At 46.1% G+C, this 15,644-nt stretch carries 13 protein-coding genes; 12 read left to right on the top strand and 1 reads right to left on the bottom strand.

Annotated features, from left to right (window positions below; genetic code table 11):
* Positions 1 to 6: 6 nt before the first annotated feature.
* Together hutH and L5M40_RS15485 are read left to right on the top strand one after the other, a co-directional pair.
* The gene (hutH, locus tag L5M40_RS15490) at positions 7 to 1,644 is read left to right on the top strand and encodes a histidine ammonia-lyase (RefSeq protein ID WP_263175612.1); all 1,638 of its coding nucleotides are present in this window, start codon (positions 7 to 9) and stop codon (positions 1,642 to 1,644) included.
* 42 nt (positions 1,645 to 1,686) lie between these two features.
* Complete coding sequence (locus tag L5M40_RS15485; RefSeq protein ID WP_173244080.1) at positions 1,687 to 2,070, top strand: cytochrome c3 family protein; 384 nt, start codon at positions 1,687 to 1,689, stop codon at positions 2,068 to 2,070.
* Positions 2,071 to 2,277: 207 nt separating this feature from the next.
* Here the strand turns inward: L5M40_RS15485 and L5M40_RS15480 are convergent, their stop codons facing one another.
* Complete coding sequence (locus tag L5M40_RS15480) at positions 2,278 to 3,567, bottom strand: alpha/beta fold hydrolase (RefSeq protein WP_028761020.1); 1,290 nt, start codon at positions 3,565 to 3,567, stop codon at positions 2,278 to 2,280.
* A 255-nt stretch (positions 3,568 to 3,822) separates the two neighbouring features.
* On the opposite strand from L5M40_RS15480, the gene L5M40_RS15475 reads away from it, so the two are divergent.
* The 10 genes from L5M40_RS15475 to L5M40_RS15430 all read left to right on the top strand — a co-directional run bounded on the left by L5M40_RS15475 (position 3,823) and on the right by L5M40_RS15430 (position 14,986).
* Positions 3,823 to 4,467, top strand: a complete 645-nt coding sequence (locus tag L5M40_RS15475) for an MBL fold metallo-hydrolase (protein ID WP_263146279.1) — start codon at positions 3,823 to 3,825, stop codon at positions 4,465 to 4,467.
* Positions 4,468 to 4,612: 145 nt separating this feature from the next.
* Entirely contained in the window at positions 4,613 to 6,352 is a 1,740-nt protein-coding gene (locus L5M40_RS15470) for a methyl-accepting chemotaxis protein (protein WP_263256919.1), read from the top strand.
* A 321-nt stretch (positions 6,353 to 6,673) separates the two neighbouring features.
* Positions 6,674 to 7,690: an XdhC family protein gene (locus L5M40_RS15465; protein WP_263175611.1), complete on the top strand. Its 1,017-nt coding sequence runs from the start codon at positions 6,674 to 6,676 to the stop codon at positions 7,688 to 7,690.
* Positions 7,690 to 8,457, top strand: a complete 768-nt coding sequence (locus tag L5M40_RS15460) for a nucleotidyltransferase family protein (protein ID WP_411569000.1) — start codon at positions 7,690 to 7,692, stop codon at positions 8,455 to 8,457. The genes L5M40_RS15465 and L5M40_RS15460 overlap by 1 nt, the downstream gene beginning before the upstream one ends.
* A 3-nt stretch (positions 8,458 to 8,460) precedes the next feature.
* Positions 8,461 to 8,964 carry a (2Fe-2S)-binding protein gene (locus L5M40_RS15455; protein WP_263175608.1) on the top strand — a complete coding sequence of 168 codons (504 nt, stop codon included), beginning with the start codon at positions 8,461 to 8,463 and terminating at the stop codon, positions 8,962 to 8,964.
* Position 8,965: 1 nt separating this feature from the next.
* The gene (locus tag L5M40_RS15450) at positions 8,966 to 11,212 is read left to right on the top strand and encodes a xanthine dehydrogenase family protein molybdopterin-binding subunit (RefSeq protein ID WP_263175606.1); all 2,247 of its coding nucleotides are present in this window, start codon (positions 8,966 to 8,968) and stop codon (positions 11,210 to 11,212) included.
* A gap of 260 nt (positions 11,213 to 11,472) precedes the next feature.
* Positions 11,473 to 11,964, top strand: a complete 492-nt coding sequence (locus tag L5M40_RS15445; RefSeq protein ID WP_113940728.1) for a DUF1097 domain-containing protein — start codon at positions 11,473 to 11,475, stop codon at positions 11,962 to 11,964.
* 104 nt (positions 11,965 to 12,068) lie between these two features.
* Entirely contained in the window at positions 12,069 to 13,520 is a 1,452-nt protein-coding gene (locus tag L5M40_RS15440) for a methyl-accepting chemotaxis protein (protein ID WP_263175604.1), read from the top strand.
* 484 nt (positions 13,521 to 14,004) lie between these two features.
* Positions 14,005 to 14,373 carry an SMI1/KNR4 family protein gene (locus L5M40_RS15435; protein WP_263175603.1) on the top strand — a complete coding sequence of 123 codons (369 nt, stop codon included), beginning with the start codon at positions 14,005 to 14,007 and terminating at the stop codon, positions 14,371 to 14,373.
* A 187-nt stretch (positions 14,374 to 14,560) separates the two neighbouring features.
* Complete coding sequence (locus L5M40_RS15430; protein WP_105252108.1) at positions 14,561 to 14,986, top strand: SMI1/KNR4 family protein; 426 nt, start codon at positions 14,561 to 14,563, stop codon at positions 14,984 to 14,986.
* Positions 14,987 to 15,644: the final 658 nt, after the last annotated feature.

The raw sequence follows: 15,644 nt of genomic DNA, 5'->3' as shown, positions 1-15,644 counted from the left end.
ATGGTAATGAATAAATCAGTGTTGATGGCATCGCTTACTTTAAGCCTACTCTCTGGGAGTGCTTTAGCGATGGAGCACGTTGTCCTCGATGGTAAACATTTAACGCAAGAACAAGCATGGGCAATCGCCGATGGCGCTAAAGTCAAGATTGCATCTCAAGCGAAAACCCAACTCGTTAAAGCTAATAGTTTGTTGATGGAAGCTGCTCGTTTAGGTAAGCCTGTTTATGGTCTTACTGTGGGCGTTGGTTTGAACAAAGATCACAAGTTATTTGATGCCAATGGCAAGTTAAGTGATGAAGTGCTTGAGGCATCACGTAACTTTAACTACAGCACTTTTCGAGCTCATAGTGCAGGAGTCGGTGACGCTGCACCGATTCGGTTAACTCGATTAGCCTTGGCGGTACGCTTAAATACTATGCTCGCGGGACAAACAGGGGTGCAACCTGTTGTGGCTGAACTCTATGAGGCATACCTTAACAAAGGGTTAACGCCAGTCATCCCCGCCCACGGTACTGTAGGTGAAGCGGATATTTTGCTCTCATCCCATGTCGGGTTAGCTATGGTGGGTGAGTGGGAAGTATTCTACAAAGGACAACGTGTTAGCAGTAAAGATGCTATGGCGGATGCCGGAATTACACCACTTGTGCCTATGGGTAAAGATGCGCTATCAATTCTGTCTAACAATTCGTTTTCAGTTGCTTATGCGATGCAAGGTTACCGTGAGGCCAAGCAATTACTCTCTATCTCGCCAACGCTATTTGGTTTAAGCCTTGAGGGATTAAATGGTAACGTGGCGCCATTTTTACCACAAACCAATGATATTCGTCCTTTCCCTTATATTAAAGCCAGCACAAGTGACATTCTAAAACAGTTAGATGGCAGTTATTTATGGCAGCTTAATGATGAACGTCCTTTGCAGGACCCTCTCAGTTACCGAACGACAGCATACACGTTAGCCAGTGCTGAACAAGCGTTAGCAGAATTGAATGATGTGGTAAATATTCAAATAAATCATTCGGATGATAACCCTGCAGTTATTGTTGGCGCATCGAATGAGTATGCGAAGTTTCCACAGGTTGCTAAGTATATTGTCGAAGGGCAAGGTGGTGTGTTCCCAACCACGAACTTTGAACCTTTGCCTGTTGCACTGGCAGTACAAAACTTGAGCGTGGCGTTGACGCATGTATCCCATAACAGTGTCATGCGCACTATCCACTTATCCGATGATCACTTTACTAAACTGCCACGCTTTTTAAGTGCTCCAGGTAATAATGGCCATGCTTTTGGCGCGATTCAAAAAGCTTTTGTAGATATGCAGGTTCGTAATAAACAGTTGGCGACCCCAGTGTCATTTGATGGGATTTCAATTGCGGGGGGAATTGAAGATACTTTCACTAACCTGAAGCTTGCTGCGGACAATTTGATCCAGATTGTCGACAACACACGTGTGATCTACGGTTTAGAGTTGCTGCATTCAAGTCAAGCAATTGATTTACGTAAGTTGGCCACTCCAGATCTTCATTTAGGTAAAGCGACCGAAGCCATGTACAAGGCTTACCGAGAAAAAGTGCCATTTGTTGCTCAAGATCGCCCATTCACGCCTGATATCCAAACTTCAACTGAATTTATCGCAAATTATTAATATGTTATGCGGGGCAGTATGCCCCGCTATAGGAAGAGTCTGATGTTAAAACCCTTATATACACTTTTACTTGGTTGCATGTTCATGCTGCCAATAACAACAAATGCGATGAATATTAAGGATTATCATAAGGATGTGATGACAAGTGAGAATGGTCAGGTCGACTGTACTGCCTGTCATGGTGATGTAAAGCGTAAGACCATACCTGATGCCGCAGTGTGCGCTAACTGCCATGGTTCTCCTCAGGATGTGGCTAAACTGACTAAGCGACCTGAAGACGCGGGGCATTCGGTTGAGCCCAATCCCCATGACAGTTTACATTACGGTTCTGATTTACCATGTACCTACTGTCATCAAGAACATAAAGAAAGCAAAGTTTATTGTAATCAATGTCATGAATTTACTTATCCTAAAATGAAGCGATAGTTTTAAGATTTTGTCACTTTGCTTTGTCGTCTATTTTATTGGGCAATGCACTCGCCGAAGGTGAGTGCATTTTTTGCAAAAAAAAGAGTAAACCAAAACGGTTTACTCATACGGAAATGGGTCGTTAAAGCTTGCCAAAATCACTCAACTGATGAGGAGCAGGCATATAATCTCAGCATTAACTTAATTAGCCCTTAAAGCTCATATTTATCTTAGGGTGTCGCCTCGGTTTAAGCTGATGAGCTTATCCAGTATGCGTTCTCCATCCATGCGGATGCCGTTATGTTCATATTCTGATGTTAACCAATACTTTAGCCTGCCAACTTGTTTTGTGGTTTCTAAACTGTATTGCATCTCTACAAACATATCTTCACTGTAAATGGCCGCTGCAACAGGGACTCGGTTTTGTGCCAGTTGCTCTAGATTGTAAAGTGTTGGCCAATCTGATTTATGGGCAAGGATTTCTGCCGCGGCTTTAAGCGGCACTAAGTGACTAAATTGGTCAAACATCCATGGGTATATCATCTCACCTGTGAATAAAAACGGTTTACCTTGTTGATAGTTAAAGGCGGGGAATTGCTGTCTAACCCTGTGTGCCGACCATTGTGAAGCCGAGTGTTGACAGTAGATGGCTTCATGCAACAGGGCAAAAATCGGGTTAGTGTTGTAATCGAGCATTTGACCGAAATGATTTAAAAATAACGGGTTAACGACTGTCCCTGAAGCCGTGTTGATCAAGGCTTGTTCAAGCAAATAATAAACCGATTCAGGCCCTTGCTCCATTCCAATATTAATACCCAGCAGTTGCAGCATTTCAACCGTGAGGCGTTCACCCGTTGCCAAATACACTTCATTTTCAAGCAAATGTTTTGCTAAGCGAGTGACGAGATGTTGAGCATCGTGGAAGCGTTGGAAAAATTGTTTATTCTTCGCCAGTACGCGTTGATAAGTCGCAAGATAGACGTCGTCGCTGCTACGGGTTAATGATGGTATGCCACCCGTGATATAGGCTTCACTGACGCCTTGAGGGGCGGCGCTTAAATAATGTAACACGCAAAATCCCCCGAAACTTTGGCCGAGAATCGCCCACTTATCGGCGGGACAAAGCTGGGCACGAATCGTTTCGGCATCACGAATGATATTGTCAGCCCTGAAATGGCTTAGGTAATCCGCTTGAGCTGCGGGATCTAAGTGTTGCAGGCTTTGGTAATTAATCGGTGTTGATAAGCCTGTGCCACGTTGATCGAGTAATAACACCCGATATTCTTTTAATGCGCGGCGGATCCAGCCGCTGTTGCTGGCGGGACGCATGGCCGCAAATCCAGGGCCGCCTTGAAAAAATACGATATAAGGTAGTTTTTTATCTTTGTTTTCTGGGCTACAGAGTTCTCTGGCAAACACTTGGATTTGCTCTGCAATTGGATTTTGATAGTTGAGGGGCAAGGTAAAAGTGTGTTTCTTCGCCAGCACTCCGGCGAGAATAATATCGGGTTTCATCAAACAACCTTAATGGCAGAGGATCATGTTATTGTGATTGGCAGATTGTATACCCAAATAAGCTGAAGATGCAGTAACCTAGGCTACCTGAAACGCGTATCTTCAGCTAACTTGGGTATAGACAAAATAGTTTATGTCGTAAGCTAGGATTATTTGATTAGCTTTTGGTGAAGATCAATTTTTTGGATATAAATTTGAGCCATGATGAGTTTCTTAGCGTAATCTATCGCTTATGGATAACACGAGATTGAAGCTATGAAGTATCAGATTATTCCAGTGACACCTTTTCAGCAAAATTGCAGCTTGATCTGGTGTGAAAAAACCAAGGGTGCTGCGGTTGTGGATCCTGGCGGTAATATTGACAGGATCCAAAACGAAGTGGCGAAACTTGGACTCGTCCTTGAAAAAATCCTCCTTACCCATGGGCATATCGATCATGTCGGTGGTGCAAAAGCCCTAGCGAAAGCCGCTAATGTGCCGATTATTGGCCCGCATATTGCTGATAAATTCTGGATTGATAACTTACCTAAGCAAAGCCAAAATTTTGGTTTTCCCCATTGCGATGCCTTTGAACCGGATCAATATCTACAGGATGGCGATATTGTTAAAGTGGGCGAGCAAAGTTTATCTGTGCTGCATTGCCCTGGGCATACGCCGGGACACATTGCACTTTTCTCTGCCCAATCTAAGTTGGCGTGGGTGGGGGATATTTTGTTTCGAAGTTCTATCGGTCGCACCGATTTCCCCCAATCAAATCATCAGGATTTAATTCACTCGATCACCGAAAAACTGTGGCCCTTAGGTGCCGAGGTTGAATTCATTCCTGGGCATGGTCCTATGTCGACCTTTGGCGAAGAGCGCGAGCATAACCCCTTTGTCGCGGACCAACTTTTACTGTAATTGAGACGCCATTCAGCATTGCTTGATTTGTGAGCGATAATCACTCGCAAATCAAATGATTATTTCAGCTAATAAACCAACCTTTTTTATGTTTTCTGTTTTTCCTTCTAGACTTAAAGCAGTTCTTCCGTCTACTGGGGTAAGTATGAAAACAAAAACAATGATGAGCGTGGTCTTTTCGACCATAGTCGCGAGTGCCGTGATTTCTGCGGTATTGAGCTTCAATGTTAAGTCTAAAATCGATCTCTTTAATGATGCGGCTAGCGTCCGATATCAGTCCTATCAAGTCGCCGATGAGTTAAGACAAAGTTCTGATGACCTAACGCGTCTCGCTCGAACTTACGCTGTTACGGGTGATGAAAAATACGAAAAAATGTATATGGATATTTTGGCTATCCGTAATGGTGAGAAGTCTAGACCTGAAAAATATCACCAGATTTACTGGGATTTGGTGCTGAGCTATGGCGATAAGCCAAAACCCGACGGTGCTAGCATTGCGATAAACACGCAAATGAAGTCCCTCGGTTTTTCTGATGAAGAATTCCGTTACCTTGAACAAGCCCAGCAAAACTCAGATGCGTTAGTCGCCCTCGAAGTGAAAGCCATGAATGCCGTCAAAGGTATTTTTATGGACCCCAACACCCAAACTTACACGATCAAAGGTGAGCCTAACTTAACCATGGCGAGGGAGTTATTACATAGCGACCAATACCACAGAGAAAAAGCTAAGATCATGCAGCCGATTGATGAGTTTTTTACAGCATTGGATAAACGTACCGATGGTGATGTGAATAACCGACTCGATTCCCTGCATGCAGCATTAAACTGGTCCCAACTGGTGTTATTTATCGTGATTTTAGCCGCCGTTGGCGGATTTATTATCGTTAAGAGCAGGATTGTGACTCCCTTAGTGCAGACCTGTGTTGAATTGCTCGATATTCAGCGCTCTAAAAATCTTGCGCGGCGGATCTCTGTTACGACTCAGGGGGAAATTGGTGAAATCGTTAATCAAATCAACTTGTTTATCTCTTCCCTTGCCAGTTCATTATCGACAACGGATGGTATTGCAAAAGAGGTGGCTGATTTAGCGAAGCAAACTAAAGCATCAATTCAAATTTCGCGTGAAAGCTCAAATCGAGTGGCGAGAGAACTGGACGCCAGCGCCAGTGCGATGGAAGAAATGACCACGACCTTAGTGCATGTAAGTGAGAGCACCTCGAACGCTGAAAGCCGCGCCGCCGAAAATGAAACGCATGTCACTGTAGGTAAACAGACAGTATCGGAAGCGTTGAAAGCTATGTCGGTATTAGAAACTGAGTTTAGGAATACTCAAGACTCTATGTCACATCTAGTGAACGAAAGTACCCAAGTCAGCAATGTGTTGAGTGTGATTAAGGCAATTGCTGAGCAAACGAATTTGCTGGCACTGAATGCCGCGATTGAAGCCGCACGGGCCGGTGAGCAAGGACGAGGCTTCGCTGTGGTAGCTGATGAGGTTCGATCATTAGCCCAGCGCACTCAAGATTCCACCAAGGAAATCGATGATATTGTCGCAAGCCTTCAAAGCCGTACGAATCAAGTGGGTACATCTGTGACTCAAGCGGCGACGCTAATGCAAAAGGCGGGGGTAGAATTGCAACGTATCGTGGCAGTATTTGAGGATATTCGCCATAGTACGGAAGCGATTCATGGGATCAATACTCAGGTTGCCGCTTCAACCGAAGAACAATCCTTAGTTTCTAAAGAAATCGCTTCGAGCATGATGGTGATCCGCGATAATTCCCGTGAAGTATCACAGATTATCGAACAGATTGAATCGACCTCCATTAGTCTAGACAACCAATCCCAGATACTGCGCACTAAGGCGGGCGAATGCCAGTTTTAGATGAAATGTGGTTGATTTGCGAACAAACGCCACTCAGACATGGACGTCAATTCTTCCTCTTTAACTTCCCCTGAACATATTTTATGCTTCAACACTTTTTGAAATCTATTACTCCTTTCAATACGCACACGCCTTTGCTAACTTGGTTGTCCATATGTTTAATGCGAGCGTTTGACGAAGCGGTTTTATTTGCTGATAAAACTTGCGTCAAGCTTTGATGACAAATAGACGTCGATAGCTGCGTTATTAACAGTGATAGTTTCAATAGCGATAAGCGCATTAAATTTTTTAAATCTCCCTAACCCAATGGAGTCCTTGCGGATGGATCACCAAATCGAAGATTTACTAGAGCATTGGCTACCGCTGGCAGATGACGCTTGGGTGCTTGCGGTGATCACCCAAATTCAAGGTTCGGCCTATCGTAAACCCGGTGCCATGATGTTGTTCCATGAGTTTGGTCAAGGCGTAGGTATGTTAAGTGGCGGCTGTTTAGAAGCCGATTTACGCCGTCATGCTCAAAATGCCATGCAGACTAAGCAAGTCATGTGCGTCACCTATGATGCAAGCGATGAGTCCGATGCCAGCTATCGACTCGGTTGTGGTGGCATAGTAGATATCATGTTGATCCCTCTGCTAAAAGAGAATCATGATCTTGGCTTAGTTGAGCTAGTGCAGGCATTTCGCCACGGTCGGTCGGGTTTTTACCAATTGCCTTTAGTCAAAGCGGGGACGGATGCGCGCCAGTATCACGCTGCGTTTTATTCTGAGGAGTTGACGCCGTTCCCCGCCAGCGATTTTGTACGCACGGGCGTCTTCACCCAAGACGCGGGAGAATCACTGATTATTCCCTTGAGACCAAGATTCCATCTTGGGATCTTTGGCGGTGGTATCGATGCTAAGCCCGTTGCCGCCATGGCCCACACTTTAGGTTGGCAAGTGACTGTTTTCGATGGTCGTACCGCCTATGCCAGAGCGGCGGATTTCCCCCATGCCCATGTAGTGAAACTGACCGCGGGGGAATTAACCGCGAATCATATCGCTCAATTGGATTGCGCCGTGGTGATGAACCATAACTTGGGCTTAGATGCTGCGGCATTAAAGGTTATTCAAGCGCATCCGCTAGCCTATATTGCCTTGCTTGGTCCTGCCCATCGACGGGATAAAGTGCTTGGAATGGCAGGGCTCAGTACTGAATCTTTTTCTGGGGTATTTTCTGCTCCCGCAGGGCTTGCCCTTGGCGGCGAGTTACCGAGTGCCGTGGCGTTAAGTATTTTGGCCCAGTGCCACGGCGTGCTCCATGGCGCAACCTTAAAACATCTCGATGAGATAATGCGTTAATGACATTGCCGCCAGTACAAAAGTCTTCTGTACTAATGTCTACAGCGCCAAAGTCGGCAGCGCTAACGTTGACAGAGCAAACGCCACTTTCATCCAAGCGGCTGCTGATTGTGGTACTTGCGGCCGGCGAGAGTAAGCGCTTTGACGGGGTAAAGTTAGCGCAACTTCTACCATCACATAGCGCTACGAAAATTCGCGAACAAACCATCATTAACACTCATGTTGAGCGTTTACAGCAGCTTAGTTGCCAAGATTTAGGTTTGGATCGCAAAGACACTCATTCGCTCCAGCATACGCCTTTGTTAATCATACTCGGTGCTCATCAGCACATATTGCAGCCATTATTAGTCGAGCTTCATTCCCGCCAACCCTTTGATATTTTAGTTAATCCACAGTGGCAAACAGGCTTGGCATCCTCAGTGAGTTTGGCGGCAAGCTATGCCAAAGAGCAGGGCTTTGATGCCATGCTGCTGACATTGGCAGACCAAGTGGCCTTGAGTGCAGACGATTATCGACAACTGATTTTGACATGGTATGAAACCGGTAAAGACGTTGCCGCCCATTATTTGGATGATTTAGGCGTACCTGCTATTTTTAATGCCTCTACATTACCGCAGTTCACTCACTTGAGTGGTGATCGCGGGGCGAAATCGATTCTAAAACAACAAGTACAGCGGGGAGCGTTAGTCGCTATAACACTACCCCGCGCCGCAATTGATATTGATACCCAAGCCGATCTTGCGTCGTGGTTGGCACTTAAGGAGTGAGTTATGGCAGAAGTATTATCAACCACTGCAGTTATCAAGGAAGCCAGTACCGCCGCTTCCACCCAAACACTTTTCATCAACGGTAAATCATTTACCTTAGATGCCGATCCTAAGATGCCAATCCTGTGGGCGTTACGGGATATTTTAGGGCTCACGGGCACTAAATATGGTTGTGGTGCAGGGTTATGCGGTGCTTGCACTGTGCATTTAGACGGCCAACCTGTGCGCGCCTGTTTAACCAGTTTGGGGCAGGCACAAGGAAAACGTCTGACAACAATTGAAGGGCTGGATAATCAAAAGCTTAAAAATGCTTGGGCCGAACATAACGTGCCCCAGTGCGGCTATTGCCAAGCGGGACAACTGATGTCGGCTGCGGTGTTAGTGGCGCAGCATCCGAAACCTTCTGCAGAACAAATCAACTCGGCCATGTCGGGTAATCTCTGCCGCTGCGGAACCTATCCTAGGATCAAAGCCGCACTGCAAAACTATGCCAAACAGGAGGGCTAATATGAGTACTTTTACTGCCGTAGAAAATATCAGCCGTCGCGATGTGTTAAAACTGTTTGGCGCAGTAGGGGGCGGATTAGCATTAGGGGCGAGTGGATTAACTTGGAGCCCCATGGCGTTGGCGCAGGATAAAGAAGCGCGGTTGAATCTGTTTATTGCCATTGGTGAAGACGACAAAGTGTACCTCACTTGCCATCGCTCCGAGATGGGACAGGGGATCAGAACCGGCATTCTGCAAGTCTTAGCCGAAGAGTTAGAAGCGGATTGGGATAAAATCGTCCCCATTCAAGGCTTAGCTGATAAACGTTATGCCAGCCAAAACACAGACGGTAGCCGCAGTATTCGCGAAAATTACGACCGCATGCGCCAAATGGGGGCGATGGCAAGAACTATGCTAGAGCAGGCTGCCGCCGCACGTTGGAAAGTTCCCGTGAGCGAGGTGCATACGGCCAGCCATAAAGTGCTGCATGCTAAAACGGGCCGTTCGGCCAAGTTTGGCGAGTTAGCGTTAGCCGCATCTGAGCAACCCGTACCCGCCGTTGAGTCGTTAACCTTTAAAGAGGTTAAAGATTTCAAGCAGATTGGCGCATCACGCCAAATCGTTGATATGGATGCCATGTTAAGCGGCAGCGCGATTTATGGTTACGATATCAAACTCGAGGGCATGCTCTACGCCAGCATCATGCGCCCGCCCGTGCTTGGGAGCGATGTGGCAAGCTTGGATGATACCGCAGCGCGCAAAGTGGCCGGTGTCGTGGATGTGTATCGTTTGCCCGCCGCTAAGGGCGCTCCCGCGTTTCAGGCTTTGGGCGGCGTTGCTGTTATCGCCACAAACACTTGGAGTGCCCTCGAAGGCCGCAAGGCATTAAAGGTCACTTGGACTCAGGCCGACAACAGCCAGCATGATTCAAGCCTCTATTTGAAAGAGTTGGTCGAGCGAGTACAGCAAAGCGGTAATGTCGTGCGCCAAGTTGGTGATGAGATCAAAAACTGGCCCGAGGCGAATACGTTAAAGGCGGTTTATACCGTGCCTTATTTAATTCATTCTTCTATCGAGCCGCCCGTTGCTACTGCCCATGTGACTGAAAAGGGCTGTGAAATCTGGGCATCGACCCAAACGCCGCAAAGTACCCAGCAAAATGTGGCCGCAGCGCTAGGTATGGAAGAAGATGCGATTAAAGTGAATGTCACCCTATTGGGTGGTGGTTTTGGGCGTAAATCTAAACCTGATTTTAGCGTTGAAGCCGCGCTATTATCGAAGCAATTCAAGCGTCCAATTAAGGTGAGTTGGAGCCGCGAAGATGAAATTCAAAACGGTTATTACCATGCTATCAGCGCCCAGTCCTATCAGGCACTGTTTGATGCCAGCAACAAACCGACCGCGCTTTTAGCCCGTACGGGATTCCCATCGATCAGTTCAACCTTTGCCGAAGGGGTGGAATATCCCTCTGGCGGTGAGTTGGATTTAGGCTTTGTGGATGTGCCCTTTGCTTTGCCAAATTTAAGATACGAAGCGGTAAAAGCGCAGGCGCACAGCCGTATTGGTTGGATGCGCTCTGTGTGTAACATTCAGCACGGTTTTAGTGTCGGCAGTTTTGTCGATGAAATGGCTCATCGTTCTCAGGTTTCTTGCCCTGCAATGTGGCGTAGCCTGTTAGGTGAAGCAAGGCGTGAGACCTTTACCGACCAACAGTTCACTTACGGCAACTATGGCGAAGAGCTCAATCGTCACCCTGTGGACGTCAGTCGCTATTTTGGGGTCATTGATGCGGTCGAAAAAGCCCAAACTAAGGCGCCCAAGGCGGGTAAAAATCAGGGCTGGGGGTTTGCCGTGCACCGCAGTTTTGTCAGTTATGTCGCCGTGGCTATGCTGGTGGAAGTTAGTGAGGATAAACAGCTTAAAGTGCTAAATGCCATCGCTGCTATCGATGCGGGCACGATAGTTAACCCTGATAGGGTAAAAGCACAGACAGAAGGTGCGATTATATTTGGCCTGAGTTTAGCCTTGATGGGGGAAATCACTTACAAAGAGGGCAAAGTGCAGCAATCGAATTTCCACGATTATCCTTTGCTGCGACTTCCCCAAACCCCCGATATGGAGATCATCATTATTGCATCCGATGCGCCGCCCGCAGGCGTGGGTGAGCCGGGTGTACCGCCCGTCGCCCCAAGTTTGACCAATGCAATTTTTGCGGCGACGGGGCAGAGGATCCGCGATCTTCCCGTGAATAAACTATTGCGAGTGTAAGTGTCGGCAAGAGGGTTAACTGAAAGCCGTTTGAACAAAAAAGCGCCTAATAAGCGCTTTTTTCGTTTTTTTACCACAAAAAATTTGCTTGTTAGCGATTTTACGGGCATTAATGCCGAAAATTAGCAATAGATCAGGTTTTTGTTACCAAAATAGAGGTAATTTAACCAATATGTTTACCCAAGCTACCTCAAAATACACATTTTAGAGCGCCCAAGGGTATTAAACTTCCGTGAATAGAATTACTAAAGGGGTCATCCATGGAAAATCGTTGGCAAGTCGCTATTTCTGCCGGCCTATTGGCGGCTATTTGGTGTGGCGTCGCAGATGCTTTTCATCTGGTCACTTGGATCGGCTTTTTAGGTTGTAGCACTTTTTTTGCTCAACCTAAGGCTGGCTTTCAGGGCGTGATGATGGCGTGGTGCACAAACCTGTCCGGTGTATTTTGGGCTTGGCTCATTATCTCGGGTAGCAGCTTTTTTATTTCGCCCGTATTTGGGTATATTTTTACCGGCATAGCCACTTCGGCCATGTGTTTACAGGCAAGTTATCAAAAGCTTAGCTTTATTCCCGGCGCATTTATTGGCTGTTGCACTACCTTTGCTATGGCGGGTGATGTGGCCAATGTCGTGCCGTCGTTGATCATTGGTGGCTTATTAGGTTTTAGCATGAGCCTGTTAACGGGGCAGTTGGTTACTCTGACACAAAAGTGGTCTGCCGCCACACGTAACCAAGTTGCTAGCACGGATTAGCATAATACCTGCTCAGATCTTATGACTGACATAGTTGTCGTGGCAATCTGAGCTATACTGCTGATTTAGTGCCAAATAGCATTTTGTTCTTAGGAATTATCAAGATGAAACAAATCCAGTTTCGTACCATTGATGCCATATTGATCAAGTTCAGTCTCAACGGAAAGTTTTGGGTAGTGTGTTCTATGGTGGCGCTGATCACGGCCGCCGTGGCGCTTGTCAACTATCAACATGCGCACCGTAACCTTGAGCAGGCCTCTATCGCTCGGGTTCAAGCTAGCGTCGATACCTTAGCGCAAGTTGCAATGGCGCAAAAGCTAGAAGCTGACGCCTTATCTCAATTTGCCAGTCAATACGGGTTAACTGTAACTTCAAGGCAAAGTGACGCGCAGCGTCAAGGGGATAAAGTGACGGTCAGCGCCAGTGTGTCAGGTCAAGCCTTACAACTGACGCAGAATGTCCATGAGTGGGAAGCCGATGCGCGTAGCGATGCTAACTTTATGTTCTGGTTAGCGTTAGTGGGTTTGTTGCCTTTATTCCAACTGAGTTACTGGATTTCAACTTCACTCGGTGGTGGATTATGGGACATGTACTTAGCCATCAAACGCTTAGCCGATGGTGATTTGAGCTTTAGATTAAACTTCTTTGGTACTGACGATTTCAGTTTGATTGCCAGGGAAATCGATCGCTGCGCCGACAATATGAGTGAAATGGTGTCAGCCATTGGCAAAAATGCACAGACCTTATCATTGGCATCCGATGAATTTAATCAACAGGCGGCCACCAGTGATAAACTGATTGGGTTCCAACATCAATTCCTCGATTCCGTTGCCGTGGCGATGGCGCAAATGACCTCAGCGATTGAAGAAGTCTCTGTTAATGCGAGTAATACTTCGTTGCAAACCAAGGAAAATTCAAGCCAAATGTTGGCCAGTCGTGGGCGTATTAGCCATACAGTGGAAAGCATTGGTTTACTCTCAACTAAGATTGGTGCGGCGTTTTCATCGGTGGAACAATTGTCTAAGGATGCGGCGAGTATTGATGCCGTGGTCACAACCATTAACAGTATTTCCCAGCAAACCAATTTATTAGCCTTAAATGCGGCCATTGAAGCGGCCCGTGCCGGTGAGCAAGGTCGTGGCTTTGCTGTGGTAGCCGATGAAGTGCGTACCTTAGCGGGTCGAACTCAACAGGCCACGGTAGAAATTCAGGCCATGATTGAAGGCTTACAATCTGGCACGAGTCGTTTATCTAGCATTACCATGGAAATAGTCGATCAGGCCGATGAAGGTCGCAGTGCGATTATCGCCGTCGGTGATGATGTTCAAGGCATGGCGCAATCGGTCAATGCGGTATTTGATATGAGCAGCCAAATTGCCGCCTCGGCGGAAGAGCAGAGTGTCGCCGCTCGCGACATTGCCGGACAATTGAATGAAATCCGCCATCAGTCGGAAACTATCAAACAAACAGCCCAGCGCAGTGTGACCTTAGCTAATGATCTGCACCATGCCTCGGTCGAGTTAGATGGGATTTTAAAGCAGTACCGCACGAGCTAATGTTCACCTTCAAGGTGGATAGTTCGCATTGGTCACAGAGGCATAAAGTCCGATACTGAGTCTCACATTGAGTATTAGCCTATCATCTGAAAATGGCGGAAATCTTAGATTTCCGCCATTTTAATTTGGAAGTACCCAAAGAACTATTTAGTTATATTGCCCCATTCCGTTCTATCAGCGTGACATTATCTAAATTGACGGTCATAGATTTCAGGGGAGAAAGTTATGTCTGAAAATGTCCTTTTTGCGGAGGGTATTTCACTGTGGTTGGCGGTGGAAATCTGTGTTTTGTAAAAATAGAATTTGGGGAAATTGATGGTTTCTATATGGCTGATTGTGTTAACCTTTATCGGAAATATTTAAGAAAAATATCAAGCAATTTTAAATTGTTTGTTGATGATAAACGTTCACCAGAGTATCACTTGTTCGCCTCGGTCAATTAAAATTGGCTTGGGACGCCGCTTAACGTTAGGCAACAATAATTATGAATAACGATCCATTTCGAAACCCGACAGATACCGAAATAGCTAGCGCAGAAAGCAAACTGGGCATCAGTTTTCATGATAACTACCGATCATTTTTGAAGTCTGGCAGCGATGTTGCAAACGCTACCTTTGAGCCAGCGGTAATTTTACCTGGCTCTGGCCATCTTGATATCTTTGACATTGCTGAAACAGCCTGGAATGTCATGGGTCTTCCAAGAGTCCTTTTGCCATTCATCGAGGATAATGGCGACTATTTCTGCATAGCAAAGACGGGTGAGATAATTTATTGGTCTCACAACGGCAGCACTAAGGAAGAATGGCCGAATCTTTCTGCATGGTACAAGCAGGTTTGTGTTGACCTTGAGTAACTGTGATAGCCTAACTAGCGGTTCAAATCGTTCGCTCCGCTCTCAGTGATGGGTTAAAGCCTGCCCCTTAGCCAAACGTTAACCCATACAAGCATTTAAAGCGGGACTGCTAACAGTTTGCTCGGCTTCGCTTCGCTACACAATTTTAGCAAACGATTATCAGCCCCTTAAATGGGCGTTAAGTATTATGAGCAAATATCGAGATAAATTCGAATATCCGGAAAATCCAGCAAGTGCTGAAGACATTCAGGCTCTTGAGAAATGGTTAGGAACAGATCTTCCGAGTGAGTATAAGAAGTTCTTGCTTGAAACTAATGGGGCAGAAACTCCGATTGGCGTGCAAGAACCAGATGACTCAGTTGTGCTCTGGAGCGCTAAAGAGATATCCGAATTAACAGAAGCCTATTGCTACGAGCAATACTTGCCTGGCTTGGTTGCTATTGGTTCAGATGGTGGGGGAGAGTCAATTGTCTTCGATACCACACATAATATAAGCTCAGAAGACTGGCCAGTTTATAGGGTACCTTTCGGCGATTTAACGAAAGAGTCTATGGTATTGTTGGCGGAAAATTTCAATGAGTGGGTTTCCAGTGGTTATTCGCTCAAGTTCTAAAATGTTTAACAAGGCCAGTCAATCTGACCTCCGTAAACTGTCTTCTTTTTTGCAAAAAGACGTAAAAAAGCTTCCAACTCACTCCGGCAGTTGCTGGCGGTGTTATGTTTAAAGCGGTAGAAATTAGAAAGAGGGCATCAATATGTCAGGAGAGCGAATATCGGGTGATGGAGAACGAGAACGGTGTCCTGTACATGGGCATACGAGAAGGCTCTCTAGCAAAGAAATTAATGAGATTAAGCACGCTGTAGAAGTTGCTAACTCACAAGCTAAACGTAAGGGCATTACACCTAAAGATCCTCAAATTGGTCTTTTCAGTTGTAAATGTAATTGCTTCTATGTGAAAGTTGAATAATGGTCCATCAATATGTTGATAGTATTATCAGAATGCGAACATAACAAATTGCTGTATCTGACATTTTTCCGTTCCTTCTTTTTTGTTTGATAACACAAAAGCTTCTACTCCAAAAATGCAGCTGAGCAAGGCGTTACACCATAGAAATTTCTATGCGAAATTCACCTGTTATAGCTGATGACCTAACACGCTTTTGTCCCAAAGCATACTACGTATTTCTTTAAAACAAACAGGTTTCACCAATGCTAAACAGGTGAGCCTTGGTGATTTGCGAGACGACCGTCCGGCCCATGGCCGCTCTTT

It is taken from the genome of Shewanella sp. SM68 (assembly GCF_025653925.1).
Classification (GTDB): domain Bacteria; phylum Pseudomonadota; class Gammaproteobacteria; order Enterobacterales; family Shewanellaceae; genus Shewanella; species Shewanella oncorhynchi.
Note: the sequence above shows the minus strand (reverse complement) of the source record. Positions and strands in the feature narration are given on the sequence as shown.

Coding starts and splice junctions, on each gene's coding strand:
- L5M40_RS15475 (WP_263146279.1), top strand. CDS start 3,823: ATGAAGTATCAGATTATTCCAGTGACACCTTTTCAGCAAAATTGCAGC.
- L5M40_RS15480 (WP_028761020.1), bottom strand. CDS start 3,567: ATGAAACCCGATATTATTCTCGCCGGAGTGCTGGCGAAGAAACACACT.
- hutH (WP_263175612.1), top strand. CDS start 7: ATGAATAAATCAGTGTTGATGGCATCGCTTACTTTAAGCCTACTCTCT.
- L5M40_RS15470 (WP_263256919.1), top strand. CDS start 4,613: ATGAAAACAAAAACAATGATGAGCGTGGTCTTTTCGACCATAGTCGCG.
- L5M40_RS15445 (WP_113940728.1), top strand. CDS start 11,473: ATGGAAAATCGTTGGCAAGTCGCTATTTCTGCCGGCCTATTGGCGGCT.
- L5M40_RS15485 (WP_173244080.1), top strand. CDS start 1,687: ATGTTAAAACCCTTATATACACTTTTACTTGGTTGCATGTTCATGCTG.
- L5M40_RS15440 (WP_263175604.1), top strand. CDS start 12,069: ATGAAACAAATCCAGTTTCGTACCATTGATGCCATATTGATCAAGTTC.
- L5M40_RS15465 (WP_263175611.1), top strand. CDS start 6,674: ATGGATCACCAAATCGAAGATTTACTAGAGCATTGGCTACCGCTGGCA.
- L5M40_RS15430 (WP_105252108.1), top strand. CDS start 14,561: ATGAGCAAATATCGAGATAAATTCGAATATCCGGAAAATCCAGCAAGT.
- L5M40_RS15435 (WP_263175603.1), top strand. CDS start 14,005: ATGAATAACGATCCATTTCGAAACCCGACAGATACCGAAATAGCTAGC.
- L5M40_RS15460 (WP_411569000.1), top strand. CDS start 7,690: ATGACATTGCCGCCAGTACAAAAGTCTTCTGTACTAATGTCTACAGCG.
- L5M40_RS15455 (WP_263175608.1), top strand. CDS start 8,461: ATGGCAGAAGTATTATCAACCACTGCAGTTATCAAGGAAGCCAGTACC.
- L5M40_RS15450 (WP_263175606.1), top strand. CDS start 8,966: ATGAGTACTTTTACTGCCGTAGAAAATATCAGCCGTCGCGATGTGTTA.